This is a genomic window from Corynebacterium sputi DSM 45148, assembly GCF_000427865.1.
Classification (GTDB): Bacteria; Actinomycetota; Actinomycetes; order Mycobacteriales; family Mycobacteriaceae; genus Corynebacterium; species Corynebacterium sputi.
On sequence record NZ_ATYV01000031.1, the window covers coordinates 1 to 23,886 of the forward strand.

The 23,886-nt window shown below is 63.0% G+C and carries 23 protein-coding genes and 1 pseudogene; 17 read left to right on the forward strand and 7 right to left on the reverse strand.

What is annotated here, in order from left to right; translation table 11 throughout:
• From YWU_RS0112785 to YWU_RS0112795, 3 genes and pseudogenes are all read right to left on the reverse strand, one after another.
• A pseudogene (locus YWU_RS0112785) lies at positions 1 to 181 on the reverse strand (ISL3 family transposase); the annotation flags it as partial.
• 179 nt (positions 182 to 360) lie between these two features.
• On the reverse strand, positions 361 to 843 hold the full coding sequence (locus YWU_RS0112790; RefSeq protein ID WP_027020770.1) for a DUF4411 family protein: 483 nt from the start codon (positions 841 to 843) through the stop codon (positions 361 to 363).
• Positions 843 to 2,012 (reverse strand): ImmA/IrrE family metallo-endopeptidase, encoded by a 1,170-nt coding sequence (locus tag YWU_RS0112795; protein ID WP_027020771.1) that lies wholly within the window; start codon positions 2,010 to 2,012, stop codon positions 843 to 845. The genes YWU_RS0112790 and YWU_RS0112795 overlap by 1 nt, the downstream gene beginning before the upstream one ends.
• A 149-nt stretch (positions 2,013 to 2,161) precedes the next feature.
• Here YWU_RS0112795 and YWU_RS16920 point away from each other — a divergent pair, with 149 nt between their 5' ends.
• From YWU_RS16920 to YWU_RS16925, 3 genes are all read left to right on the forward strand, one after another.
• A complete protein-coding gene (locus YWU_RS16920; RefSeq protein ID WP_034647935.1) occupies positions 2,162 to 2,539 on the forward strand; it encodes a hypothetical protein in 378 nt (125 codons plus the stop codon).
• The gene (locus YWU_RS0112805) at positions 2,536 to 2,910 is read left to right on the forward strand and encodes a hypothetical protein (protein WP_034647944.1); all 375 of its coding nucleotides are present in this window, start codon (positions 2,536 to 2,538) and stop codon (positions 2,908 to 2,910) included. Before YWU_RS16920 ends, YWU_RS0112805 begins: the two co-directional genes overlap by 4 nt.
• A gap of 77 nt (positions 2,911 to 2,987) precedes the next feature.
• Entirely contained in the window at positions 2,988 to 4,382 is a 1,395-nt protein-coding gene (locus YWU_RS16925) for a lipase family protein (RefSeq protein ID WP_240484140.1), read from the forward strand.
• Positions 4,383 to 4,431: 49 nt separating this feature from the next.
• Here YWU_RS16925 and YWU_RS0112815 read toward each other — a convergent pair whose 3' ends face one another.
• From YWU_RS0112815 to YWU_RS0112830, 4 genes are all read right to left on the reverse strand, one after another.
• Complete coding sequence (locus YWU_RS0112815; RefSeq protein ID WP_240484141.1) at positions 4,432 to 5,061, reverse strand: Ltp family lipoprotein; 630 nt, start codon at positions 5,059 to 5,061, stop codon at positions 4,432 to 4,434.
• Between the two features lie 173 nt (positions 5,062 to 5,234).
• Positions 5,235 to 9,203 (reverse strand): Pls/PosA family non-ribosomal peptide synthetase, encoded by a 3,969-nt coding sequence (locus YWU_RS0112820; RefSeq protein WP_027020774.1) that lies wholly within the window; start codon positions 9,201 to 9,203, stop codon positions 5,235 to 5,237.
• A gap of 125 nt (positions 9,204 to 9,328) precedes the next feature.
• Positions 9,329 to 9,760 carry a rhodanese-like domain-containing protein gene (locus YWU_RS0112825; RefSeq protein ID WP_338025296.1) on the reverse strand — a complete coding sequence of 144 codons (432 nt, stop codon included), beginning with the start codon at positions 9,758 to 9,760 and terminating at the stop codon, positions 9,329 to 9,331.
• Between the two features lie 209 nt (positions 9,761 to 9,969).
• Positions 9,970 to 10,443 carry an inorganic diphosphatase gene (locus tag YWU_RS0112830; protein ID WP_027020776.1) on the reverse strand — a complete coding sequence of 158 codons (474 nt, stop codon included), beginning with the start codon at positions 10,441 to 10,443 and terminating at the stop codon, positions 9,970 to 9,972.
• Between the two features lie 204 nt (positions 10,444 to 10,647).
• On the opposite strand from YWU_RS0112830, the gene dacB reads away from it, so the two are divergent.
• From dacB to YWU_RS0112900, 14 genes are all read left to right on the forward strand, one after another.
• Positions 10,648 to 12,009: a D-alanyl-D-alanine carboxypeptidase/D-alanyl-D-alanine endopeptidase gene (dacB, locus tag YWU_RS16930; protein WP_051260360.1), complete on the forward strand. Its 1,362-nt coding sequence runs from the start codon at positions 10,648 to 10,650 to the stop codon at positions 12,007 to 12,009.
• Entirely contained in the window at positions 12,006 to 13,073 is a 1,068-nt protein-coding gene (gene tilS / locus YWU_RS0112840) for a tRNA lysidine(34) synthetase TilS (RefSeq protein ID WP_051260361.1), read from the forward strand. The genes dacB and tilS overlap by 4 nt, the downstream gene beginning before the upstream one ends.
• A gap of 11 nt (positions 13,074 to 13,084) precedes the next feature.
• Complete coding sequence (gene hpt, locus YWU_RS0112845) at positions 13,085 to 13,669, forward strand: hypoxanthine phosphoribosyltransferase (RefSeq protein ID WP_027020778.1); 585 nt, start codon at positions 13,085 to 13,087, stop codon at positions 13,667 to 13,669.
• A gap of 53 nt (positions 13,670 to 13,722) precedes the next feature.
• A complete protein-coding gene (gene ftsH, locus YWU_RS16935) occupies positions 13,723 to 16,341 on the forward strand; it encodes an ATP-dependent zinc metalloprotease FtsH (protein ID WP_084142201.1) in 2,619 nt (872 codons plus the stop codon).
• Positions 16,342 to 16,343: 2 nt separating this feature from the next.
• Positions 16,344 to 16,934, forward strand: a complete 591-nt coding sequence (folE, locus tag YWU_RS0112855) for a GTP cyclohydrolase I FolE (protein ID WP_027020779.1) — start codon at positions 16,344 to 16,346, stop codon at positions 16,932 to 16,934.
• Between the two features lie 5 nt (positions 16,935 to 16,939).
• The gene (folP, locus tag YWU_RS16940; RefSeq protein ID WP_051260362.1) at positions 16,940 to 17,875 is read left to right on the forward strand and encodes a dihydropteroate synthase; all 936 of its coding nucleotides are present in this window, start codon (positions 16,940 to 16,942) and stop codon (positions 17,873 to 17,875) included.
• A gap of 143 nt (positions 17,876 to 18,018) precedes the next feature.
• Positions 18,019 to 18,390, forward strand: a complete 372-nt coding sequence (folB, locus tag YWU_RS0112865) for a dihydroneopterin aldolase (RefSeq protein WP_027020780.1) — start codon at positions 18,019 to 18,021, stop codon at positions 18,388 to 18,390.
• Positions 18,390 to 18,905: a 2-amino-4-hydroxy-6-hydroxymethyldihydropteridine diphosphokinase gene (gene folK, locus YWU_RS0112870; protein WP_034647940.1), complete on the forward strand. Its 516-nt coding sequence runs from the start codon at positions 18,390 to 18,392 to the stop codon at positions 18,903 to 18,905. The genes folB and folK overlap by 1 nt, the downstream gene beginning before the upstream one ends.
• Positions 18,906 to 18,910: 5 nt before the next feature.
• On the forward strand, positions 18,911 to 19,399 hold the full coding sequence (locus YWU_RS16945; RefSeq protein WP_051260363.1) for a DUF3180 family protein: 489 nt from the start codon (positions 18,911 to 18,913) through the stop codon (positions 19,397 to 19,399).
• A 10-nt stretch (positions 19,400 to 19,409) separates the two neighbouring features.
• Entirely contained in the window at positions 19,410 to 20,957 is a 1,548-nt protein-coding gene (locus tag YWU_RS17705) for a DUF6779 domain-containing protein (protein ID WP_027020782.1), read from the forward strand.
• A 2-nt stretch (positions 20,958 to 20,959) separates the two neighbouring features.
• Positions 20,960 to 21,832: a Rossmann-like and DUF2520 domain-containing protein gene (locus tag YWU_RS0112885; protein WP_027020783.1), complete on the forward strand. Its 873-nt coding sequence runs from the start codon at positions 20,960 to 20,962 to the stop codon at positions 21,830 to 21,832.
• A gap of 123 nt (positions 21,833 to 21,955) precedes the next feature.
• Positions 21,956 to 23,035: a pantoate--beta-alanine ligase gene (panC, locus tag YWU_RS0112890; RefSeq protein ID WP_027020784.1), complete on the forward strand. Its 1,080-nt coding sequence runs from the start codon at positions 21,956 to 21,958 to the stop codon at positions 23,033 to 23,035.
• Positions 23,036 to 23,452, forward strand: a complete 417-nt coding sequence (gene panD / locus YWU_RS0112895; RefSeq protein ID WP_027020785.1) for an aspartate 1-decarboxylase — start codon at positions 23,036 to 23,038, stop codon at positions 23,450 to 23,452.
• Between the two features lie 228 nt (positions 23,453 to 23,680).
• A partial coding sequence (locus YWU_RS0112900) for a hypothetical protein (protein ID WP_027020786.1) occupies positions 23,681 to 23,886 on the forward strand: 206 nt, incomplete at its 3' end.

The following is a 23,886-nucleotide window of genomic DNA, read 5'->3' on the forward strand; positions in this document are numbered from 1 at the left end:
GAAGGACGTGGTCGCGAAGCTTCCCGGACTGTGCGCAGTCAGGGCAGGTGTTGCTCGCGGACACGGGTGTGGCGTCGATGATGGTGATGTTTCCGGCGTCGGCGGCACCGGTGATCGTCAGGCCGATCTCGGCGGTCCGGCAGATGGTGTCGGCGACGAGGTTGCCAGTAGTAGGCTGCACAGTAGGGTCCTGGTTCGGTTGGATGGAAGCGTCGTAACTCTCATCTTGTACCGGGCAGGACCCCTATATGTTGTGCCACCCCGAAACCCACCTTGTGGTCAACTACGCACTCCGAAACGTGAAGAGCCAATAAATGCCATGACTGCCGTTACTTCCCGAGCGCGTCGTGGAGGTACCTCTCATAGAACAAAGCGTGCACCGCTTTTCCTGAGCATGGTGAAGGGATCTTCGGTGGCTACTCCCATTGCCTGACATGCGTCAGGGATCATGATTCGCCTTTTTGACAATGGCTGGGATCGTTCGTTGGTCACAACGACGTGCCGGTGAGCCTTTGCGTAAGCGATGAGCTGGTAGTCAGCGTTCTGTCCGGTGAATTCGTTGATCGCATCTTGGCGGTAGTCACCGTTGCTGGCCCATTGGGTCAAAGTAGGGAAAAGCTGCACACTGGCTTGGTCCACGGGGAGGAAGAAACCGGTTTTTGACTTTGCCCAGTCTGCTAAATCGTCGTTACCGGCGATCAGCTCCTTTTGGACGGCGTCGATACTGGCGATGGACCTAGATTGATGTGCTTTGTCGATCCATTCCCAAAACCCTGGAGCTAGATCGAAGGCATAATAGCGGTTCTTCGCGTCGATGAGGATGTTGGCGTCGAGGAGGTACATCAGGCGACCTCCAGGGTGTCGGCGAGCTTTGTGAAGGTCTTGTGGGATCTGGTGCCGAGAAGTCTGTATGCATCCCGGAACGGGGTACTACCTTCAAAGGTGCTGCTGACAACAGAACTGGCGAAAAGCCGCCCGAGTCTTCGTACCTGTGTGTTGTAGAAGTTGCCTCCGTTGGACGGGGGCTTCGCCGCCAAGATACTCATGATCCGCTCGTGCTCAGCTCTGTACGCGGTACGGTAATTCTCCCAGGAGACCAGATTTGCTTCGTAGATTCTCGTGAGAATCACCAGTGTGCTCACCTGATAACGGTTCGACAATTTCTGTAGAGTGCTCTCGTCCAGCGACCCTGTGAAGTCCGCACGGATGTCTTCGAGAGGAACAAGGACTTCAGCGGCGACCTGATTACACCAGCGTTCCTCACTTTGGTGGCTCGAGCCGTCGGGACCATCGGCTGTAAAACGGGCGTCCGACAGCGCGCTGCTTCCGAGGCAGAGGTGCGCGAGTTCGTGGATCAGCGTGAATATCTGCGCCGACCGGGTATCTGCGCCGTTCACGAAGATCAATGGAGCGATCGGATCCGCAAGGGCGAAGCCCCTGAATTCCTCAGGGTCCAGCGGTCGGCTCGTGTTGTCTCCGACAACACCGTTGACCATGACGAGAACACCGAGTCCCTCGATACGGTCAATCAGATTCCGGAAAGTCGTGTTCCGGTCCGAGACGATGACCCGGGTGCTTGTGTCGAGAGCGAGGGCGGAGCGAATACCATCAGCTGCATCCGCGGGGTTTTGGTGAGTGGTCGACTGGCCGACGAAAGACACCTCATCAAATCCGTGACTGACAGCGAAATCCCGGTACCAGTCTTGCCGTCGCTGGCACAAGTAGATCGTGTCTAGCAGCTCTGCGGATGGCTGCTTCAACTGTTCGTCCTTTAGTGTCCGCAGGTCTGGGATGGGAATGCTCTCCACGGGAGGCTCTGGGAGGAACAGCTGGCCGAAGGGGACATGGCTCTTCCGGGCGAACTCCTCCAGCTGCCGAAGGGTCGGCAGTGTGTCGCCGCTAAGCCACTCAACCAGCCTCGGGAATTTGTCGAGAGCCGTCTCTTCGTCCCACCCTGCGCGGCGCACGGCCCATTGCAGCAGCTCAGGCTTCACTTCAACACGTACGACCACGACGGTCACCTCCGATCACCGCGGAACATAACAGGGAATACCGACAAGACTACTTCGTTGCCAGAGCACGACAGTCCGTCATGGCTGTGGCCCGGATACTATCGCCGGAATGCGGCGAGGAGGTTCGGAACAGTTGTTACCCTTCTTAGATGACGTGGTTGCTGATCTTCGCTGTCCTGGTGGTTCTGCTGGTCGGCGGTGCAGTGCTTCCGCGGCATGCCGATTATCGGGGTGAGTCGGGTGCGGTGGGGTTCCCGTGGTTCTGGATCGTATTCGCGATGACGGCACTGGCGGTTGCCTTGGCGTTCTCGGCATGGTTGCCAGGCAGCCCCGCAAGCGGATTCGACTTCGGGTGGGGGATGTATGCGCCTTTGGTCCAATCAGATGGCAGTGCCGACAGGACATTTCTTTCCGATGAGGCTGCCTGGAAATTGCTGGGCGGCCAGTGGGCCCGTATCGGATATCCGTTGCTCGGGATCGTCGGGGTGGGGCTGTCGACATGGGCATGGAAGAAGGGATGGATATGAGCTGGGTCTTCTTCGCCGCGATTCTAGTGGTTTTTGGCACCGGCGCGGTGGTTTTGCGACGTCGGCGATCGCAGCCGTCTCGGGGGTTCCCGTGGTTCTGGGTGACGTTTCCGGTGGCCGTCTTGGCGTTGGTGTGTACTGCCGGAGCCTTTCTTTCCCGCTATTTCGGTGTAAACATCCCGAAGGACGACATTGTGGGACTGTCGCAGCCGTATCCCAAGTTCAATCAGTCGGTGCAGTTTCTGTCTAGTGAACAGTTCCGGGTACTGACGGGGCCTGTCGATGCGGCGTTCTACCTTTGGTTCTTCCCCGTAATCCTGGTTGCCTTCACCGTCGGCTCGGTGATCGCTTGGAGGCGCGGTCGGGTGTAGCCATCGAAATAGGGTCGATTGTCATTTTCCTGGCGAACTCACGGTGCTGGAAGTGGCAGTTATGTAAATTACTTTCCATGTGGAATGTGAATCGTGGCTGGTGGGCAGGTAAGCGTCGTAAAGCAATGCTTGTAGCGGCGGTGACACCGGCGCTCATGCTTGCTGGCGTGGGCACTCCGGCCCTGGCGGAACCGACAGGCTCCGCCGCCACGTACGACGCCTTCTATGACACCTCCACCGTGACCGCCGGCGCGCCAGGCACGATCCTGCGCACTGAGGACACGGCCCTGGTTCCGGTGCCAGGTGAGCTCGATGTCGCAGCGCCCATGGCCGTCACCAAGCTGATGTACTCGACGGTGGACCAGAATGGTGCCGCGACACCTGTCACCGGTTATATGGTTGAGCCGTCCGTCCCGTGGGCAGCCGGGGGAGAGCGTCCGACCGTCGTGATCGGCCGGGGCACAATCGGGCAGGGCGACCAGTGCGCGCCGTCGAAGAACTGGCCGATCGCCGGAAATGAGACGCCATTCGAGACCGGCCGCACGGTGAACCTGGAAGGGCTCTACGACTTCGTCTTCGCCGGAGCCGGGGTGCGGGTGTTTGTGACTGATTACGTCGGGATGGGCACCCCTGGCATGCACACCTACATGAATCGCGCGGATCAATCGCACGCGATGCTGGATGGGGCTCGGGCTGCGCAGGCATTGTCTGGTGAGGCTGGGCCGGTCGGTTTCTACGGGCACTCGCAGGGCGGAGGGGCTTCAGCAGCTGCGGTCGAGGAGGCCGCGGACTATGCGCCGGAGCTGAACGTTGTTGGTGCGTACGCCTCGGCCCCGCCGGCGGATCTCGATGCGGTCCAGCGGGGGATTGAGGGCTCTGACCTAGTCGGCGCGATCGCCTTCACGGTTAACGGGCTCAATGCTCGTTATCCCGAACTCGATACGCTTATCGACGCCAACCTATCCGACCACGGCCGCGACGTCCTGACCTCCGCCGCACAGATGTGCACCGATGAGATCACCGAAGCATTTGGCGGTCAGACCACACGAGAGTGGATCTCCGGTGGGCGCTCTTTGGCGGAATTGCTCCAGGAGATGCCTATCGGCGCGGCGGCGATGAATGATCAACTGGTGGGTACAAAGCCGCCGGTCGCCCCGGTGATGGTGGTCTCCGGGCGCCATGACGACACCGTGGATTATCAGCAGGCCAAGGACTTGGCCGATCGCTGGTGCTCGATGGGTGGTGAGGTGATCTACCGCGATGACGTCACCCCGCAGATCACTGGCTACAACCACTTCGCGCAGGCGGTAACTGGTGCGCCGTACGGGCTCTCATTCCTGATGGCCCGCTTTGCAGGTCAGCCCCTGGCGCAGCCGGCGTGCACCGACTGGCACGGCGGAGGAACCTATACCTCGGACCTGCCCGCCGACGGCCTAGAGCTTGCGATCGAGAACCTGCCGCTAGGGATTTAAGAGGTGAATCGCCGCGAAGTAGTGCCAGTAATCGATGGGGATCCGGCCGTTACTGCGGCAGATTGTCGACTGCGTACTGGGCCTGCTCCGGGGTGAACTTTTCTCCGTACTGCGAGACGAGCTGGTCGTAAATCGCGGGCGTCGACATCGCCATCATGTCCTGGTAGATCTTGGCGCTCTCCAGGGCAGCCTTGTTGTAGTCGGCGTCGATGTTGTCGATCGCGTATTGCGCAGCCTCCGGGCTGAAGCCTTCGACGCTTGAGGTGAGCTGGTCGTAGACTCCCTGCTCTGACATATTCAGCATGTTGACGTAGGTTTCCGCACTGCGCAGCGCATTGCGGTACTCGACAGGAACGCTCTCAGTCTCCGATGTGGGCTCCGGGGCTTCCTCGCGCTCGACTGCCTGGGTTGCCTCCACTGGCTCCTCAATGGCGGCTTCCTCGATGACGGCGGTGTCGGCGTCGGCTGATGCGGTGGTCGAGGACTCCTCGCCGCCGCCGATGGCTGTGCCGACGACCACGAGTCCGAACACAACTGCCACGGCGATGAACCAGCCGCGCTTGTAGACCGGCTTCTTCTGCTTCGGTTCAGGCCCCGGCTGCGGAGGCATGCTCGCGAACTGAGGGTTGTTCGGGTCGTAGGGGTTGCCCGGGTACTGGGGGTTTTGCGGATCAGTCATTGTTCTTCGTTTCCTTACATGGGGAGGCTGTTCGTTGCAAAGACAAACTGAGTATCTCCATGGCTCCGACAATGACATTCGGAAGCGAAGTGAAAATCGAGAAGGTGTGCGAAATCGACCACTGATCAACCTGTTCCCGGCCGGCGGATCGAAAGCGCGACCGGGGCGAGGTTCTACTTCTTCATCGGCTCAATCGGATTGCCCTGCCACCGGGTTCCCGCCGGAACCACGTCGCCGCGCATGACCAGCGAGGCAGGGCCGATAGTCGTCGACTGCCCGATGGTTGCGGCCGGCAATGCCACCGAGTGCGGTCCAAGGGTCGCACCAGGTGCGATATCCACGCGGTCGAGCGACATGACACGGTCTTGGAACAGGTGCGTCTGAACCACGGTGCCGCGGCCAATTGTCGCGCCCTCACCAATGTGGCAGAGATCAGTTTCGGGCAGCCAGTACGATTCCAGCCACACACCATGACCAACATCAGCGCCGAGCATGCGCATCGCACGGCTGAGCGCACCAGTGCCGGAGGCCGGATTGAGGTACCAAGGACCGGCGACCATTTCAACGAACACATCCTGCAGCTCGTTCAACCAGACAAACGGACTCCACAGCGGGTGTTCACCCGCCTTATGCTTCCCGACGCACACCCACTTCATTACCACCGTCACCACTACGGCCAGCAGCCCGGAGATGAGTAAGACCGGCGCGCCCACAATCCAGGCGATGGTCATGCCGAGGATGATGGATGGGGTGCTGGGGGCGTCGTAAAGCGAAACGATGCCCAGAGCCGCAGCCTGCATCGCGCCGAGCGTGAGCACGGCAAGGGCGAGCGAGGTAATCGGAGCTAGCAGGCGCAACACCTCCACCAGGGCGCGGGCGATCTTCACGCCGGCACCAGGGTTATAGGTGAGATTCTCGCCTTCCTCAGCCACCGCCGTGACACGGCGCAGACGTTCCGGGGGAGAACCCCACCAGTTCGAGCCCGCCTTGGCCTTCTTCGGAGTAGACGAGAGCACCGCAACCAGGGAATCGCGGCCGAGCTTGCGGCCAGGACCGGCGATCCCGGAGTTGCCCAGGAACGCCCGCCGACCAATGCGGGTCTGGCCAAGCATGAGCCAACCACCACCTAGTTCATAGCCGGCGACCATGGTGTCATCGGCGAGGAAAGTGCCTTCCTTGATGTCCGTGAACTTCGGGATAGCGACCGTGGTGGAGATCTCTGCATCCTTACCCACCCGAGCACCAAGGGCGCGGAACCACATCGGCGTCAGCGTCGAGGCATACAGGGGGAAGAGATCCGTGCGGGCGGCATCCATGAGCCGCTCAGTGGCCCACGCCTGCCAGCCGACACGGGAACGCACCGGGTGGATCCCCTCTCCCATACCAATAGACAGCAACCGGACGAAGACCAAGGTGATCAGTGCATACGCGATGAACGCGAGGATTGCAGCCGGAATCGACCACAGCAGCGCCGAACCCAAGACCCCAGCGAAGGTCTCCGAACCGCGGACCCCAACGCCAATGACAACCGTGGCCACCGCCAGCGAACTCAGCGGCACCAGCGACAGCACGATGGCTGTCGCTCCGTAGATGAGCGACCACCATGCCTTGCGCGGCGGCGCTTCTTCGGGGAAGCGGTGCTTGGGGCGGCCGACCTTTCTAGCAGGAGAGCCTGCCCACCGAGCTCGGGCCTTGACCTTTTTGGTACCAGTAACGCACGAGCCAGACTCGACATGAGCCTCAGCGCCGATATCCGAGCCGGGCATGAGAGTACAACGAGCGCCAACCCGGGCGCCTTCGCCGATGCGAATCTCGCCGACGTGGACAATGTCACCGTCGACCCAATAGCCGGTGAGGTCAGTCTCCAATTCGACCGAGGAGTAATCCTCCATGGTCAACAGTCCCGTGACCGGCGGCAACGTGTGCAGGCTGACGCCCTTGCCGATCTTCGCTCCCATGGTCTTGGCATACCAGTTCATCCAGGGCGCGCCGCCGACGTCGCGAGCACCGGAAGCATCAGCCAACCGCTCGGCGGCCCACAGACGCAGGTGCGCGGAGCCGCCGCGGGGATAGTCGCCCGGGCCAATGCCCTTGACCAAGAATCGCGTTGCCACGGCCGTGGCTGGCAGCGAACCCAACGGCGTCAGGAACAGCACCGCAAGAATCGCGACCAACCACAGCGGCACATCCAGCGCCACCGGTGATCCCATCGCGAAGGCAATTGCGTTGAGGATCACGAGCCAAGTGACCCACTTCAAGGCGCGGATGGTCTGCAATGGAACCATCGACAGCGCCTGAATGCGGCGGGTGGACTTGGGTACGGGAGTGACCTGGCGGATCTCCCGGGTGTCGGCGACGTCTTCAGTCACCGTCGCCGGATCAATCGCACCGCGCTGGATCAGCTCTTCGGCCAGGCGGCCAAGGCGCGGGTTGTCGTAGAGATCGCGGACGGCAACCTCTGGGGCGCGCTGACGAATCTGAGCCACGACAGTCGCGGCGGCAAGGGAGGTGCCGCCAAGGGCGAAGAAGTCGTCCTTCGGGCCGGGAGTCGGCACCGCGAGGACGTCGACCCAGATACCGGCGAGCCATGCTTCGACAGGGGAGAGGTTCGCGGCCGCAGCGTCATCGGCTGCAGCAGACGGCAGTGGCCACGGTAGTGCGGCCTTGTCCACCTTGCCGGAGGTACGCACCGGCAGTTCGTCCATGATGTGCAGTCGGGGGACCATTGCCGCGGGCATCGCGTCGCGAAGCATCTCTAGGCACGCAGCATGATCCATCAACTCGGCAGAACCACCGGCGCCGACGTATCCGACGAGCACCGAGTCACCGGCACCTGTCTTCTGCACTACGACGGTTGCCTGAGTCGCGCCTGGCAGGGAGGCGAGATTCGTCTCTATTTCACCGAGTTCGATGCGGCGGCCGCCGATCTTCACCTGGTCATCCACGCGACCGACGAAGTGCAGACCTTCCGGTTCCAGCCGGACATGATCACCGGCGCGGTAGGCCCGCTCCCAACCGGCGCCGAGCTCCGGTGCTGGGGCGTACTTTTCAGCGTCCTTGGCAGGGTCGAGATAGCGGGCTAGTCCCACTCCGCCGATGACCAATTCGCCGGTCTCACCGAACTCGACCTGATTGCCAGACTCGTTGACGACGGCAAGGTTCCAGCCATCCAGCGGCAGCCCGATGGTGACCGGCTGACCGGGGTAGAGACGGCATGCGGAAGCGACGACGGTGGCCTCGGTGGGTCCGTAGGTGTTCCACATCTCGCGCTCGTCGGTAGAGAGCCTATCGACCAGTTCAGCCGGGCATGCTTCACCACCCACGATGAGAAGACGTACGTGGTCAAGAGCCTCTGCGGGCCACAGGCCGGCCAGAGTCGGGACAGTAGAGACCACCGTGATGTGTCGCGAAATCAGCCATGGGCCGAGGTCGACACCCGAGCGCACTAGCGACCGCGGCGCCGGCACCAGGCAGGCGCCATGGCCCCAGGCGAGCCACATCTCTTCGCAGGACGCGTCAAAGGCAACGGACAGTCCAGCCAGAACACGGTCGTCAGGGCCGAGGGGGCCTTCTGGATGGTCAACTAGGAACAGGCGTGCCTCAGCATCGACGAATGCCGCTGCCGATCGGTGAGTCACCGCCACGCCCTTGGGCTTTCCGGTGGACCCTGAGGTGAAGATGATCCAGCAGTCGTCTTCGGGCATCGGGGGACGAGAGCCCTCTGCAGGGGAGTGGCCCGGTGTCATGTGCAAGCCGTTTGCGTCATACCAGGCTGCGATACCGGCTTCGCCAAAGACCATCTCGGCGCGCTCATCGGGATCGTCAGCGTCGACGGGCACGTAGGCAGCGCCAGCAGCCAACACCGACAGGATGGAGATGTACAGACCGCGGTCGCCGGAGGGCATCCGGATTCCTACACGGTCGCCGGCTCCGATTCCCTGCTCGCCGAGCCAATCGGCGGTCGTCTCGACCTCTTCGATGAGATCGGCATAGGTGAGAACCACATCGCCGTCATCGAGAGCGGCGGCATCCGGGTACTTTCGGGCCGTGGCCCGGAGGATGTCAATGAGGGTCCGCGGCCGCGGGGCCCGATCCTCTAGGAGATACTGCGCCGGCACGGGAACCGGCGATCCGTCGTTCAACTGAGTTGAGCCCTTCTTCAGCCTTGATTTTCTATCGTCCCATTGTCTCCGAGAACGACAGCACCCGCAGCGCGAGTGATGTACTCGCTGTCTGCGGGGACCTTAAGAAACTAGCCAATGAGTGCTCAGCCGGTGACGATGGGGCGTCCAGCGTGCTCCCAGTCGATCATTCCACCGGAGACATTCACGGTGTCGATTCCGTTCTGCTCCAGCCACTGGCCGACCTGTGCGGAGCGTCCGCCGGACTTGCAGATCAGGTAGATGTCGCTATCCAGATCCAGCTCTCCGAAACGTGCGGGGATTTGCTCCATCGGGATGTGGATGGCGTTGGGGGCGTGCCCATCGTTCCACTCCATGTCTGACCGCACGTCCACTAGCTGGGCGTCTTCGGGTACTTCGTTCACGGCGATGAATTCCATGGGCACATTGTGCCGCATGTCGCGGTAGGTGTGCGACACGTCGTCTACCGACGGAAGACAGAGTCGGGTTACCCGTTCGGTGGCAGCAACTTCCTCGCTCCGTTGCAGAATCGTCGGATTTTGGGTCGAAATTGCCACAGAGGGAGGAAGTCGGTGCAACGCAGCGGGTAACTCTCCTTGGCCTCGACCTGCACCTTTTCGTCACGTGACGAATGTATGTGCGACGAAGAGGTGGGTCCGTGCGCGAAAAAGCCCGAGAGAACCATAGGAAACTCGGTTCACTCGGGCGTGCAGTGTGGGCAGCCGTTCAGCGCGTGCGCGGTGACCGCCAAGCGCCCACGTTGGTCTTACTTGTGGCGCTCGATGGCCTCGTCGAGGATGCGCTGAGCCTCAGCCTTGTCGCCCCAACCGGATCCGGAGACCTCCTTGTTGGGCTCCAGGTCCTTGTAGTGCACGAAGAAGTGCTCGATCTCGTCGAGAGTGAACTTCGAGACGTCACCGATGTCCTGGTAGTGGTCGAAACGCACATCGTCGAGAACGCAGAGCAGCTTGTCGTCGCCGCCGGCCTCGTCGGTCATCTTGAACACGCCGACGGGACGGGCCTTGACGATGACGCCCGGGAAGACCGGCTCCGGGAGGATCACCAGTGCGTCGAGCGGATCGCCGTCCTCACCGAGGGTGTGGTCGATGAATCCGTAATCGGCCGGGTAGGCCATCGGGGTGAACAGGTAGCGGTCGAGGTAGATCTTGCCGGTCTCGTGGTCGACCTCGTACTTGTTGCGCTGACCTTTGGGGATCTCGATGGTCACTTCGATGCTCACGTCATCTCCTATTGTGTGTGCCGCTGTACGGTTGAATCTGACAAACGGGTGGGTGGAAGGCGCCGACGGAGTCGACGTCCCGGTGCGGGCGATGCATCGGAGACACTGTCCGCGCAGCCTCTACAGTTGTTTACTGTACCGGCAGCGTCTTGTCAGGCCGTGACTAGATCGCTGACTTTCAGCCACCTCCCCGGAAGGAGCCACGTGACTCGCGTGAAGAGTAGGACAGGGTGGATCGCCGCCAGTGTGGCGGTTGTCGTCCTCGTTGTCGCAGTGGTGGTGATGGCAGTAATGGCTTCACGCAATGCTGTGCATGTGGAGGCGGCTCCGACGGTCGCTGAGGTGGTGGCCCCTCCGCAGGCAGTGGGAACCGACGCTGAGTCGGAGCTGCCGGCTGGTTTCGCTGATGAGGTGGCCAAGGTCATGGAAGAGGCGGTCGGAGCCGATGCCATGGGCAATACCGTGGGGATGGTCTCTGATGCTGAGACCGGACAGTTGCTGTGGGAGAAAGACCCTGATGAACAGGTCCGACCGGCGTCGACCATGAAGATCCTCACCGGTGCCGCAGCGCTGCTGGAACTGGACCATGAGGAGACAGTCGAGACCTCCGTTGTGCAGGGCAATACCCCAGGCACGATCATCCTTCGAGGTCATGGTGACCCGACTCTGTCTGCTGATGGCGAAGGCTTTTACCCGGGGGCTGCCTCTATCGAGGACCTCGCACAGCAGGTCAATGAGTACTACTCGGAAAATGCAGGCAACGTCATTTCCGTACTGGTGGAGACCGGCCCCGAGGACCAGGAGATGCACCCGACCTGGACCGAACGCGGTTTTGAAGACGGTTACGTTTCGCCCATCACGCTGGTCTCCATGGATGCCGGCCGCACGGACCCGTCCTATGACGGCTCACCTCGCACTGATGACCCGTCGATCGCGGCAGCCCAGGAGCTCGCAGAGCGAGTGGGGGCAGCCCGCACTGGTGAGATCGATACGTCAGCAATCCCGGAGGATGCCGCCAATATCGCTGTCGTCGAGTCTGCACCCTTGGTTACTCGGGTCCGCCAGATGATGGATCACTCCGACAACGTCCTGGCCGAAGCGTTGGGCCGGGAAGTTGCCGAAGCTCGCGGCAAGCCCGCATCCTTCGCAGGCTCCGCAGAAGCGATCGTCGAGGTGCTGCAGGAAAATGATTTGCTCGTTCCCAATGGAGCGTCCCCGGCGGATGCGTCTGGACTCAGTGTCGATAACCTGCTGACCGCCAAGCAGCTCCACACCGTCTTGGCCGCAGCGGCCAGCCCCGCAGGCAATGCCGAGCTCGCACCGCTGCTGGATTCCATGCCAGTGGCGGCAGTCTCCGGAACTTTGGCCAGCCGCTACAACGGAACTGAAGGCGCCGGCTGGGTCCGCGCGAAAACCGGAACGTTGGATGGGACCTCGACCCTCGCTGGCATCGTCGTCACCGACAGCGGCCGCGTGCTCACCTTCGCCTTGCTCTCCAATGACGTTGATGTCTCCGCAGGCCGCGCGGGAGCCGACAAGGCCTTGTCTGAACTGCGCCAGCTGTGAGCGCTCCCCACCCGGAGCCATTTTGGCCCCGCCGCAGCCCGACGTTCGCAGCTCTGCGTCGACGGGTCCGCGACACCCTCCCGTTGTGGCACCCAGGTGAGCCCACGACCCTCACCGTTGGCGTATCCGGCGGCGCTGACTCGCTCGCTTTAGTTGCCGCCTGCGCCGCAGAGGCCAGAGGCAGATCAGACCTGGATATCCTCGCCGTCATCATCGATCACGGACTCCAGGCCGCCACCGCCGCCGTCGCCCGTGACACCGCAGCCTTGCTCACTAGTTGGGGCATCAGCACCCGCGTGGTCCCCGTCGAAGTTCAGCCCACCGGCACCGGCCCGGAAGATGCCGCCCGACAGGTGCGGCATCGGGTGTTGAGGGAGATTGGGGTGGAGGTGGACGTCGGGAAGCGTGGTTTTGTTGCCCTTGCTCACACCACCGACGACCAGGCCGAGACGGTCCTGCTGGGCATGGCCCGCGGATCTGGGCCTGCTGCGCTTGGTGGGATGCCGACCGTGACGCGCTGGGACGACGGAGTCACCGTGATCCGGCCGCTACTGCACACCTGCTCGGGGCAGAAAAGTGGGGCGCGCCGGGCGGACACGCTGGCCACCTGCGCCGAACTCGGCGTCACTCCTTGGCACGACCCTCACAATGATGACCCCGGCTACACCCGCGTCCGCGTCCGCAATGAGGTCCTACCGGTGCTCGCCGAGCAGTTGGGGCAGGGCGCCGTGACCAACCTCGCCCGCACCGCGGATCAGATCCGCAGAGACAACGCCTTCCTCGACGAACTTGCACGACAGACGCTTCCCGACGTCTCCGACCTCACCCTCCTCCATCCCTCCACTAAGGACCTCCCCGGGGCACTTCGCAGCCGCGTGCTCAAACAGTGGGCGGAAGCGAACGGTGCTCGCCAACTCACCGCAGAACATGTGGAAACCCTCGACAAACTCCTGCGGGAACCGGCGATCCTCGGGCCGGTGGACCTGCCCGGTAGGGTGGTCGTGTCGAAAGTCGGCGACTCCCTGAGCCTCCGGGAAACGCCTCGTCCCAACCGACAGCCCTGAAAGGCGAACCTATGCATGACGTGAAGGACCCGAACGTCCCACCGAGCCCCTACGGTGAGGATGTCGAAGCAATCCTCGTCAGTGAAGAACAGCTGCGCACCCGAATCAGGGAGATGGCGCAGAAGGTCAACGAGGAATACAAGGACGTCCACGAAGACATCATCCTGGTTGCCGTGCTCAAGGGTGCGGTCTTCTTTATGACCGATTTCGCCCGTGAACTCGACCTGCCGACGCAGATGGAATTCATGGCTGTCTCGTCCTACGGGAACTCCCAGACGTCTTCGGGCGTTGTACGTATCTTGAAGGACCTTGACCGCGACATCGAGGGCCGGGACGTGATCATCCTGGAGGACATCATTGACTCCGGGCTGACCCTGTCGTGGCTGATGAAGAACCTCCGCAACCGCAATCCGCGGTCGCTCGAGGTCATCACCTTGCTCCGTAAGCCGGACGCACTGCGCGCAAAGATCGACATCGCGGATATCGGGTTCGACATCCCGAATGAGTTCGTCGTGGGCTACGGACTGGACTACGCCGAGCGGTACCGGGACCTGCCGTACGTCGGTTCCCTGCACCCGAAGGTGTACCGGAACTGAGCAGCCGGTGACCGGCACTTTTCCCCAACAAACCGAAGGCACCGATCTCCCGAATGAATAAGAAGAGAGTTTTCCGCATTGTGACGGTGGTGGGCCTCGTCCTGCTGCTGTTCTTCGCCTTCTCCACTCTCACGGACGACACCCGCAACTACCGGGAGGTCGACACCTCCGTCGCGATGGCGCAGCTAAATAACGGCAACGCCATGGAGGCGCAGATCGACGACCGTGAGCAGTTGCTGCGGTTGACGCTGCGTGACGGCATTGAGGTGGACGGCACTGAAGACGTCAACGAAGTCATGGCCCAGTACCCGGCCCGTGGCACCGACGAAGTCTTCGCTGCCGTCACCGGGAACGAGAACCTGGACTCATACAACACCCGGGTGACGCAGGATTCGTTCCTGATGTCGATGCTTGGTTTCCTGGTGCCGATGCTGATCTTCTTCGTCCTGATCATTTGGCTGTTCAGCCGGATGCAGGGCGGCGGACGCGGCGGTGGGCTATTCGGAATGGGCAACTCCAAGGCGAAGATGCTCAACAAGGAGGAGCCGACGGCGACGTTCTCGGACGTTGCGGGCGCCGACGAGGCGGTCCAGGAGCTCGACGAGATCAAGGACTTCCTGCAGCACCCGGCCCGCTACCAGCAGCTTGGTGCGAAGATCCCGCGCGGTGTGCTGCTCTATGGACCTCCGGGTACCGGTAAGACCTTGTTGGCGCGTGCCGTTGCAGGTGAGGCAGGCGTGCCGTTCTACACGATCTCCGGTTCGGACTTCGTGGAGATGTTTGTTGGTGTCGGTGCCTCTCGTGTGCGTGACCTGTTCAAGCAGGCGAAGGAAAACGCGCCGTGCATCATCTTCATCGATGAGATCGATGCCGTTGGCCGCCACCGCGGCAGCGGCACCGGTGGTGGACACGACGAGCGTGAGCAGACCCTGAACCAGCTCCTGGTGGAGATGGATGGATTCTCTGACCGCGAAGACGTGATCATCATGGCGGCGACCAACCGCCCGGACATCCTCGACCCGGCACTGCTGCGTCCGGGACGTTTTGATCGCCAGATCCCGGTCGGCGAGCCGGACATGAAGGGCCGCGAAGCGATCCTGACCGTCCACGCCAAGGACAAACCGTTGGCAGAGGGCGTTGACCTCAGCCTGCTGGCGAAGCGCACCGCCGGCATGTCTGGTGCTGATCTGCAGAACGTCCTCAATGAGGCCGCTCTGCTGACCGCTCGTGTGCGTGGGGACGTGATTACCAACGACGCTCTGGAAGAGGCCGTTGACCGCGTCGTGGGCGGCCCCCGACGCACCTCGAAGGTCATCTCCGAGCACGAGAAGAAGGTCACCGCCTACCACGAAGGCGGGCACACCCTGGCCGCGTGGGCGCTGCGGGACATCGAACGTGTCTACAAGGTCACCATCCTTGCTCGCGGACGCACCGGCGGCCACGCCATGACCGTCCCCGAGGACGACAAGGGCATGTACAACCTGCCAGAGCTCTTCGCACGTCTGGTTTTCGCCATGGGTGGCCGTGCTGCAGAGGAACTCGTCTTCGGCCTCCCGACGACCGGTGCTTCCGCCGACATCGAGCAGGCAACCAAGATCGCCCGCGCGATGATCACCGAGTACGGCATGTCGCCGACCCTCGGACCGGTCAAGTACGGCACCGAAAACGGCGATCCCTTCAGCGGAGCCCAGGGACAGGGATCGATCACCCCGTCCGACAGCATCTCCTCCGAGATCGACCTGCAGGTGCGCGACCTCCTGGAGAAGGCACACCGCGAGGCGTACGACATCCTTCGCGACAACCGCGATGTCCTCGACGACCTGGCCGCGAAGCTCCTGGAAAAGGAGACCCTGCGTCGCCCGGATCTGGAGGAGCTCTTCTCCGATATCTCCCCGCGCGAGCGTGTCGAGTTCTTCGAAGAGGAACAGTACTTCGTCGCCGATGGCCGCACCCCGGTCAAAACCCCGGTGGAGCTTGCCATCGAGCGCGGCGAAGAGCCCCCGAAGCCGATCAATATCTTCGCTCCAGTGCGCGAGCCCGCCGACGCCGAGAACCCGCTGGACCAGCCGGGCTCTGCCGGTCAGACCGGTGATGGTGAGGGCGCAGCCGGCGGTCAGCTCCCGGACACTCCTGTCTACGGTGGCCCGCCGCCACCGGCAGGGTGGACTGCTCCGGGATGGCCGAACCAGGACGCCCCGCGGTACAGCGGTGCCTCGGCAGAGCCGCAGACGCAGCAAGCCCCCCAGGCGCCTCAAGGTCCGGTGACTCCGCAGGGCCCGCAGGGCCCGCAGGGTCCGCAGACACCGCAGGGAGAGCATCCTGGCAACGCCCGCTATGGTGCACCGTCCGAGCCGCAGACGCACACCGGATGGGAGCGCCCGCGCTCCGGTTCCGAGCAGTCGTCCTCAGGTTCATGGCAGCGCCCGGCACCGAGGGATACCCCGGCGCCCGAGCAGCGTGGCTTCCGCCTACCAGACAGTGAGCAGCCGGACCGCAGGGACGGTGCAAGCGATGAGGATCAGAACCGCACTAGGTCGATTCCTCGGGTCGTTCCCCCGAGAGAATCAATGAAGCCGAATCCCGGCGACTCGAGTGGGGCCCACCGGAGGGAGGAGACGTCGATAAGCGAAGAGATTTTCGGCCCCTCCGAGAAAAACGAGGAAGACAAGTAACGATGAGCGACCACACCCCGGAATTCGAGTTCGACCACGCCCGGGCAGAGGCAGCGGTGCGTGAACTGCTGGTTGCGGTGGGCGAGGACCCGAACCGCGAAGGCCTGCAGGAAACTCCCGCACGCGTGGCTCGGGCGTACCGGGAAATGTTCTCTGGACTGCACTGTGATCCCAGCGAGGTTCTGGATAAGACCTTCGACGAGGGGCATCAGGAACTGGTCCTAGTCAAGGACATCCCGATTTACTCGACCTGCGAGCACCACTTGGTGCCCTTTTACGGCAAGGCCCACATCGGGTACATCCCGGGCAAAGAAGGCCGCGTCACCGGTCTGAGCAAGTTGGCGCGTCTTGCTGACTTGTACGCGAAGCGGCCGCAGGTGCAGGAACGACTCACCAGCCAGATCGCGGACGCACTGGTGGAGAAGCTCCGCCCCTCCTCGGCGATCGTCGTGATCGAGTGCGAGCACCTCTGCATGGCAATGCGTGGCATCCGCAAGCCGGGTGCAGTGACGATGACCTCCGCTGTCCGTGGTGGTTTTAAGAGTGATGCTCGTTCCCGTTCCGAAGCGATGAGCCTGATCACCGGGCGGTGACAGCAATGGTGGGATCCGCGCGGGACAACGGTGAGCGGTGCCAGGTCATGGGCATTGTCAACGTCACTGACGACAGCTTCTCTGATGGCGGCCAGTGGATCGACCCGGAAATGGCACTGGCGCATGCTCGCTCGCTGCTTCTAGATGGCGCGGACATCGTCGACGTTGGAGGAGAGTCGACTCGCCCCGGTGCTACTCGGGTTCCTGCAGAACAGGAATTGGGCCGGGTCGTTCCGGTGGTGAAAGCCCTTGCTGCAGCCTCAGTGAAGGTATCGGTAGACACGATGCGAGCCTCGGTTGCTGAGGCCGCAGCCGATGCCGGCGCGACGATTGTCAATGATGTCTCCGGCGGCCTCGCCGATGACCGGATGCTCCAGGTCTGCGCTGAATCTGATGTCGACGTGTGTCTCATGCACTGGCGCACCGACCGCTTCACCGGAGCCTCGGGTAGGGCTGAGCCGGACCCCAGGGGCATCGTGACCGAGGTCCGCGAGCACCTGCTGCGCCGAGCAGAGGCAGCCATGGCCGCCGGTGTCCCGCAGAGCCGCATCATCTTGGACCCCGGATTGGGGTTCGCGAAGAACGCCGATGACAACTGGGCCCTCCTGCACTCGTTGCCGGAACTGGTGGCGACGGGATTCCCAGTTCTGGTCGGTGCATCCCGGAAACGCTTCGTAGCCCAGGTCCAAGCGGCTCGGGGCCCCGGATCGATGGACACTGAGGCTCCCTACGGAGGACCCCAGCTCGCAGATCCGGCCACGGCGGCAATTTCTGCTTTGTCGGCCGCAGCCGGCGCTTGGGCGGTGCGGGTCCACGAGGTCCGGCATAGCCGTGACGCCGTTGACGTCGCCGCCTCCTGGGCCGCTGGCCGAGCCATCGAAGGTGGCGCCGCGGACCACGATTACCCCGACCTGTCGGGTCCCACGGAGCGAGACCGGTAACGTTGAGGGCACCCGTCGACCGGTGGATACCGGACCTCGGCGGGTGAATTTCCGGCCGCATCAGGAGGACTTCCCGCGGCCGGTGACGAACTTTTCACCGGGCCCAGAGATGGGTCCACCCACGATCCTGGAGGAGCGCACCGGTGGCTGACCGTATCGAGCTGAAGGGGCTGAAGGCCCGGGGAAACCACGGCTGCTTTGATTTCGAGAAGCGTGACGGACAGGACTTTAGCTGTGACGTAACCCTGTGGACCGACTTCGCCGCCGCAGCTAAGTCCGACGAGCTGGAGGACACCGCCGACTACGGCGCCGTGGCGGAGCTCGCTTACGGAATCCTCGCTGGCCCCTCCCGCAACCTGATCGAGACCGTTGCCTCGGAGATCGCTGACCGGCTTATCGAGGACCCGAAGTTCCACGCCGTCGAGGTCACCGTGCACAAGCCCTCAGCTCCGATTCCGCGGGATTTCGATGACGTCGCGGTGGTTGCTCGCCGCTCCCGCAAGGGTCGTGTCTGATGTCGGGGACCAATTTCGCGGTTCTCTCCATCGGCGGCAATCAGGGTGATTCTGCGGCGCTGCTGCGCACGGTGGCGCGCGAATTCGATGGCCAGATTGTTGCGCGTTCTGCCTTCTTTGCCACGCCTCCGTGGGGTGGAGTTGAGCAAGATGATTTCCTCAACGCCGTGCTGATCGTGGATGTGCAGGAGGAGCCGATGGCCCTGCTCCGGCGCTGTCAGCGCCTGGAGCAGGCGGCGGATCGGGTGCGTGAAATTCGTTGGGGTCCGCGGACTCTGGACGTCGACATCGTGTCGCTTCACGACGCCTCCAACGCCCCCATCACCTCCGCCGACCCCGAACTTTTGCTTCCCCATCCGCGGGCCCGTGAACGGGCATTCGTGCTCGTCCCTTGGGCAGACGCGGACCCAGATGCGAGCCTCGACGGCGTTTCGGTGGCCGATCTTATTGCTCTGCTTCCGGCGGAGGATGTCGACTCAATTCGTCGCCTCGACACCTCCTGGGATGGAGCCTGACCCTCATGTCGAAGACCAACCCGCTGCTGCTAGCCGGACTCGCCGGGGTGCTGGCTGTGTGCACGTACCTCGTGTTCGGCCGGATCTTCGGTGTCTTCACCGTCCGGTGGACCGACCTGTTGTTCCCCTGGGTGATGACCGCATTGTGTGCCTTCGGTGTCCGGTGGGTGCGAAAGGTGATCGAGGAAAACCGGGTCGGGCAGGACGCTGGAAGTCAGGTCAGCCCGTTGACTCTCGCGCGGATCCTCACCGCCGGTACTGCTTCGGCATGGCTCGGGGCGGTTCTGGCAGGTGCGTATGCGGGCGCCGCGCTATGGCTCCTGCCCAGGTGGGGAACCCTCGCAGCGGTCGAAACGGAAGGGCCGATCGTGGTGGTCGGGGTGGTTTCCGGGGTGGTTCTCAGTGTCGTCGGGATGTGGCTGGAGCATTCATGTCAGTTGCCTCCCGAAAAAGATGGGCAGGGGATCCCTGGTGTAAGCCCGAGCGCTCGGTAGGGTAGACGACATGACCCACCCCTATGAGAACCGGCGGGATGACGGAACGAATCCCGGAGACCAGTTTCGCGGACCCTCCAGCAGTGATCGGGACAGTGGCCGGTTCAGCGAAAGCTGGGGCGGCGACCGTTCCGGCGGTGGGGACCTTTTTGATGAGCTGAACGGTTCGTCAACCTCACACGGGGACTACGACGATCAGGCGTATACCGACTACGACCAGTACAACGGGTACAGCGACTACGGCGATGAGGACGATTCCTTCTCAGGTTTCGACGAATCCGGTGAGTACCACTCCGAGGGATACTCCGAGTACGACGATGAGGGGCAGTACGTCCCGTCCTCCGACGACGACGGCAAGTTCGACACCTTCGGTGGCGACAAGATGGGCACGATCCTCATCGCCATCCTGGGTGCGCTCGCGGTCGTCGCCAGCATCGTGATGATGTTCACCGACTCGGTCACCTGGATGAAGATTGCCGGTTTGGCAGCGCTGTGGGCCGGCGTCGTCGGCGGAATCTTGACGACGAAGTACCGCCGTCAGTTGGTCGCTGAGCGTCAGCGCGTGCGCGAGATCGAAGAGCGCCACCGCGTGGAGATGGAGAAGGAAGTCATCACCCACCGGGAGCAGGAGCTCCTGCTGGAGCAGAACTATCTCGACTCCGTCGACCATGACCGCGACGAGATGCTGGCGCAGCTCCGTGCTGAGGTTCAGGCCTTGCGTGAGCACTTGGTTGACATCATCGGCGGTAGCTTCGACGAAGAGCGTGTCGCCCTGCGTGCGCGGGCCGAGCGTCTGCGCGAACTGGAGGAGGCTAGCCCGAGCAAAAGCTCTGCCGCCTCGTCATCTCCGCTGAAGGACCCTGAGTCCTACAACCGTCCGACGCCGCGCGTCCACGAGGACCGCACACGTTCCTCCTCCATGGGATCGACTCAGGAGACCGACGAGCCGGTGGATGTCCCGGTCGTTGAGACTCCCTCCGAGACCGCAGCCTCCACCTCGAAGGCTGAGCCTGCTAGCAGCTTCTCCACCACCGGGTTCCGCTCGGTGAAGTGGTCCCCGTCCGGCGAGACCTCCGGCCAGTCCGCCGCGGAGAAGCCTGCCGCCAAGAGCGCCCCAAAGGCTGAGCCGAAGCGTGCCGCTGCGAAGCAGGCCCCGAAGGCAACACCCAAGGCTCAGCCCAAGGCCGAACCGACGCCCGCTAAGGAACCAAAGGCCACCCCGGCTCAGGCCAACACGCCGTCCGCCGACTCCCGCCCAACCCAGGTTGCTCCGGCGAAGTCCCGATGGGCCCGTTCCTCGGATACCCCGGCTCAGCCCACATCGGAGCCGAAGAAGCAGGAACCGATTGTTAAGCCGTCCGCTGCTCAGTCTGCCGCGGCTACCAACGTGATGCCCCAGGTTCCGGACTCGGCAGAGCCGGCATCGGCTTCTTCGTCCGATGACACCGACCAGGCCGATCAGGCCAATGCACCGCGCGGACGTCGCCGTGCTGAGGATCACGCCGGCGGACTGACCGTCGCGGAGCTCCTCGCTCAGATGCGCCAGAACAAGGACTAAGCGTGACTGCAGGTGCCGCGCCCCGGCTGAATGTCGGGGTCATTTCGGCGGGGTCCGTCGGTACCGCTGTAGGTCAGGCGCTCTCGCGCGCCGGCCACCGGATTTCCGGCGTCGTCGCCCGCTCCACTGCGTCGCAGCGTAAAGCAGAAGAACGGCTTCCCGACGCCCCCATCTCCTCCCTCTCCACCGTCTCTTCCGGAGCTGACCTCATCATTCTCGCGGTCCCGGATCCGACTTTGGAGTCGGTCGCCCGGGAGGTTGCCCAGTTCACCGGGCCTGGAACGATCGTGTTGCACACTGCAGGCAGTCGCGGGCTGGAACCGCTCGTGCCCGTGGCGGAGACTGGAGCCACCGTCATTGCTGCCCATCCTGCGATGACGTTCATTGGATCGGCAGTCGACACCGACAACCTGTCCGAGTGCCCGTGGGGCGTCACCGCCGCAGATGAGATCGGCGCGACTGTCGCAGAACTGCTCATCAGTGAGATGGGGGGCCGGCCTTTTTCAGTACCGAACGAGTCTCGGCCGCTCTATCACGCAGCCATGGCTCACGGTTCCAATCATGTGGGGGCCATCGTTGCTGATGCGGTGGCCCTTCTCACCACTGCCTTCGGTGGCTCTGACCCGGATGTGTCAGGTCAATCGGCGGCTGCTTTGTTGGGCCCGATCATCCACGCGAGCGTCGACAATGCCCTGTATGGCGGAGCCGCGGCGATTACGGGGCCGGCGGCGAGGGGAGATGAGGTGACCGTCGGGAAGCATCTCGAAGTCATTTCCGAGCGGCGACCACAGGTCGCCGACCCCTACCGAGCGATGGCGCTGAGGATCGCACAGATGCGTGGGTCCGAATCCGTACTTGAACGATTCTCCCGCTGAAGCCGTACCCAGACTCACTGTCCCGGCTAGGTCTGCCAGGTGCGACCGAGTACGGTGTATCTGGCGTGTTGAGGGGAACCGGACCACCGTTCCCGTGAATATCTAGTTCCGGAGGGGACACCGTTGAGCGGATTCACCGAAGGTGAGACCACCGTCCACACAACCATCGAGAGCATCGACCGGGTCACCCGCGTCATGCGGAAGACGGGCCGTCCTGTCGTGCTCGTGCCGACCATGGGTGCGCTGCACGAAGGCCACCTTGAACTGGTGCAGGCAGCGAAGTCGATGCCGCGCGCCGTGGTCGTTGTGTCGATCTTCGTCAACCCGCTGCAGTTCGGCGAGGGCGAAGACTTCGACGCCTACCCGCGCACCCTCGACGATGACGTGGAGAAGCTCCGCACCGTCGGCGCCGACCTGGTCTTCGCACCGAACGCCCGCGAGATGTACCCCAACGGCTTCCGGACCACCGTCCACGCCGGACCGCTGGCCTCTGAACTAGAGGGCGCTACCCGCCCCGGCCACTTCGACGGTGCGCTGACGGTATGCAACAAACTATTCAACATCACCAATTGTTCCGACGCCATTTTCGGCGAAAAGGACTACCAGCAGCTCGTTCTCATGCAGCAGATGGTTACCGACCTGAATATGCCGGTGAAGCTGCACTCCGTCCCTGTCATCCGCGAGCGCGATGGCCTGGCGATGAGCTCCCGCAACCGTTACCTCTCTGCAGAAGAGCGCGAACTAGCAGTGACGCTGTCGGCCGCGTTGACCGCTGGCGCCCACGTTGGTGACCGTGGTGCAGACATGGTTCTGCAGGTGGCGCAGTCAATCCTTGCTGAGCGCCCAGAGATTGACGTCGATTACCTCGTGCTTCGCGACGGTCGCCTCGACGCCCTGGAACCCCAAGCCATCGCCGGCGAAGGCGAAGCCCGCCTGCTCGTCGCTGCGCGAGTTGGGGCCACCCGGCTGCTGGACAACGTTGGCGTCATCCTTGGTGACGTGCGCAAGCGTGAAGAGCAGGAGATCGCCCAGGCCGCACTGAACGCAGCCGGCGTGGACGATCGCCCGCTCACTTCCGAAGAAATGGAGCAGCTGCGCGAATTGCAGGATAAGGTGCGTCAGGTGCGGGCCGAACGAGAGAGCCGTGACGGCGGCAAGGACGGCGAAAACGCCGGGTCGGCGCCCGCAGGGGAGGAAAAGTAAATGTTCCGGACCATGCTGAAGTCCAAGATCCACCGAGCGACAGTCACCCAGGCTGACCTGCACTACGTAGGTTCCTGCACCATCGACGCAAACCTGATGGAAGCCGCGGATCTACTCGAAGGCGAGCAGGTCGACATCGTCGACATCGACAACGGCAACCGTCTGACCACCTACTGCATCACCGGTGAGCGCGGCAGCGGAATCATCTCCATCAACGGCGCCGCGGCACGCCTGATCAGCCCCGGCGACCTCGTGATCATCATCGGCTACGGCCTGATGGAAGACTCCGAGGCCAAGACCCGCAAGCCGCACGTTATTTTCGTCGACGGCGATAACCGCATCATCGACGAGGGTGAAGATCCGGCGAACGTTCCCGAAGGCTCCGGTCTGAAGAACCCCCGCTCGCCAGAGGCCTAACTCCCGGGAGTCTCCGCCTGCGGCACGGCCTCAGCGCCGCTGTCTGCGGCATCACCTCAGCGTCGCCGCCCGCCGTGCCGCCCGACGTGCAGCCCGCCGCGCCGCCCTAACCAATTCGTAGGGCCTCGGCGCGTACAGAATGACTGCACCCCCTTTTCGTGAAGTGAACCCCAAAAGTTGGAGAGAAGACCACAAAGTCCCACTCCAACCACCAAAGGGGAAAGCACTATGGGTGACACACCCAAAGATTTCAGAGACCCAGCCATGAGGGCCCGCGGCGGAGAACTAATCAAACAAGGCTACGGCTACCGCAGAATCACCGAGATCATGGGCACGAAGGTCGATCAAACCCGTGATTTCTACGATCGGTACCGCGCCTTTGGCGAAGACCTAGCCGGCAATAGTTCCGGTCGGCAGATATTCACTGACGCTCA

Excerpts from the sequence above, each read along its gene's own strand:
- ftsH (WP_084142201.1), top strand. The coding sequence starts at position 13,723 with ATGAATAAGAAGAGAGTTTTCCGCATTGTGACGGTGGTGGGCCTCGTC.
- YWU_RS17705 (WP_027020782.1), top strand. The coding sequence starts at position 19,410 with ATGACCCACCCCTATGAGAACCGGCGGGATGACGGAACGAATCCCGGA.
- folK (WP_034647940.1), top strand. The coding sequence starts at position 18,390 with ATGTCGGGGACCAATTTCGCGGTTCTCTCCATCGGCGGCAATCAGGGT.
- hpt (WP_027020778.1), top strand. The coding sequence starts at position 13,085 with ATGCATGACGTGAAGGACCCGAACGTCCCACCGAGCCCCTACGGTGAG.
- YWU_RS16925 (WP_240484140.1), top strand. The coding sequence starts at position 2,988 with ATGTGGAATGTGAATCGTGGCTGGTGGGCAGGTAAGCGTCGTAAAGCA.
- YWU_RS0112790 (WP_027020770.1), bottom strand. The coding sequence starts at position 843 with ATGTACCTCCTCGACGCCAACATCCTCATCGACGCGAAGAACCGCTAT.
- folE (WP_027020779.1), top strand. The coding sequence starts at position 16,344 with ATGAGCGACCACACCCCGGAATTCGAGTTCGACCACGCCCGGGCAGAG.
- YWU_RS16920 (WP_034647935.1), top strand. The coding sequence starts at position 2,162 with ATGACGTGGTTGCTGATCTTCGCTGTCCTGGTGGTTCTGCTGGTCGGC.
- YWU_RS16945 (WP_051260363.1), top strand. The coding sequence starts at position 18,911 with ATGTCGAAGACCAACCCGCTGCTGCTAGCCGGACTCGCCGGGGTGCTG.
- YWU_RS0112815 (WP_240484141.1), bottom strand. The coding sequence starts at position 5,061 with ATGACTGATCCGCAAAACCCCCAGTACCCGGGCAACCCCTACGACCCG.
- YWU_RS0112805 (WP_034647944.1), top strand. The coding sequence starts at position 2,536 with ATGAGCTGGGTCTTCTTCGCCGCGATTCTAGTGGTTTTTGGCACCGGC.
- folP (WP_051260362.1), top strand. The coding sequence starts at position 16,940 with ATGGTGGGATCCGCGCGGGACAACGGTGAGCGGTGCCAGGTCATGGGC.
- panD (WP_027020785.1), top strand. The coding sequence starts at position 23,036 with ATGTTCCGGACCATGCTGAAGTCCAAGATCCACCGAGCGACAGTCACC.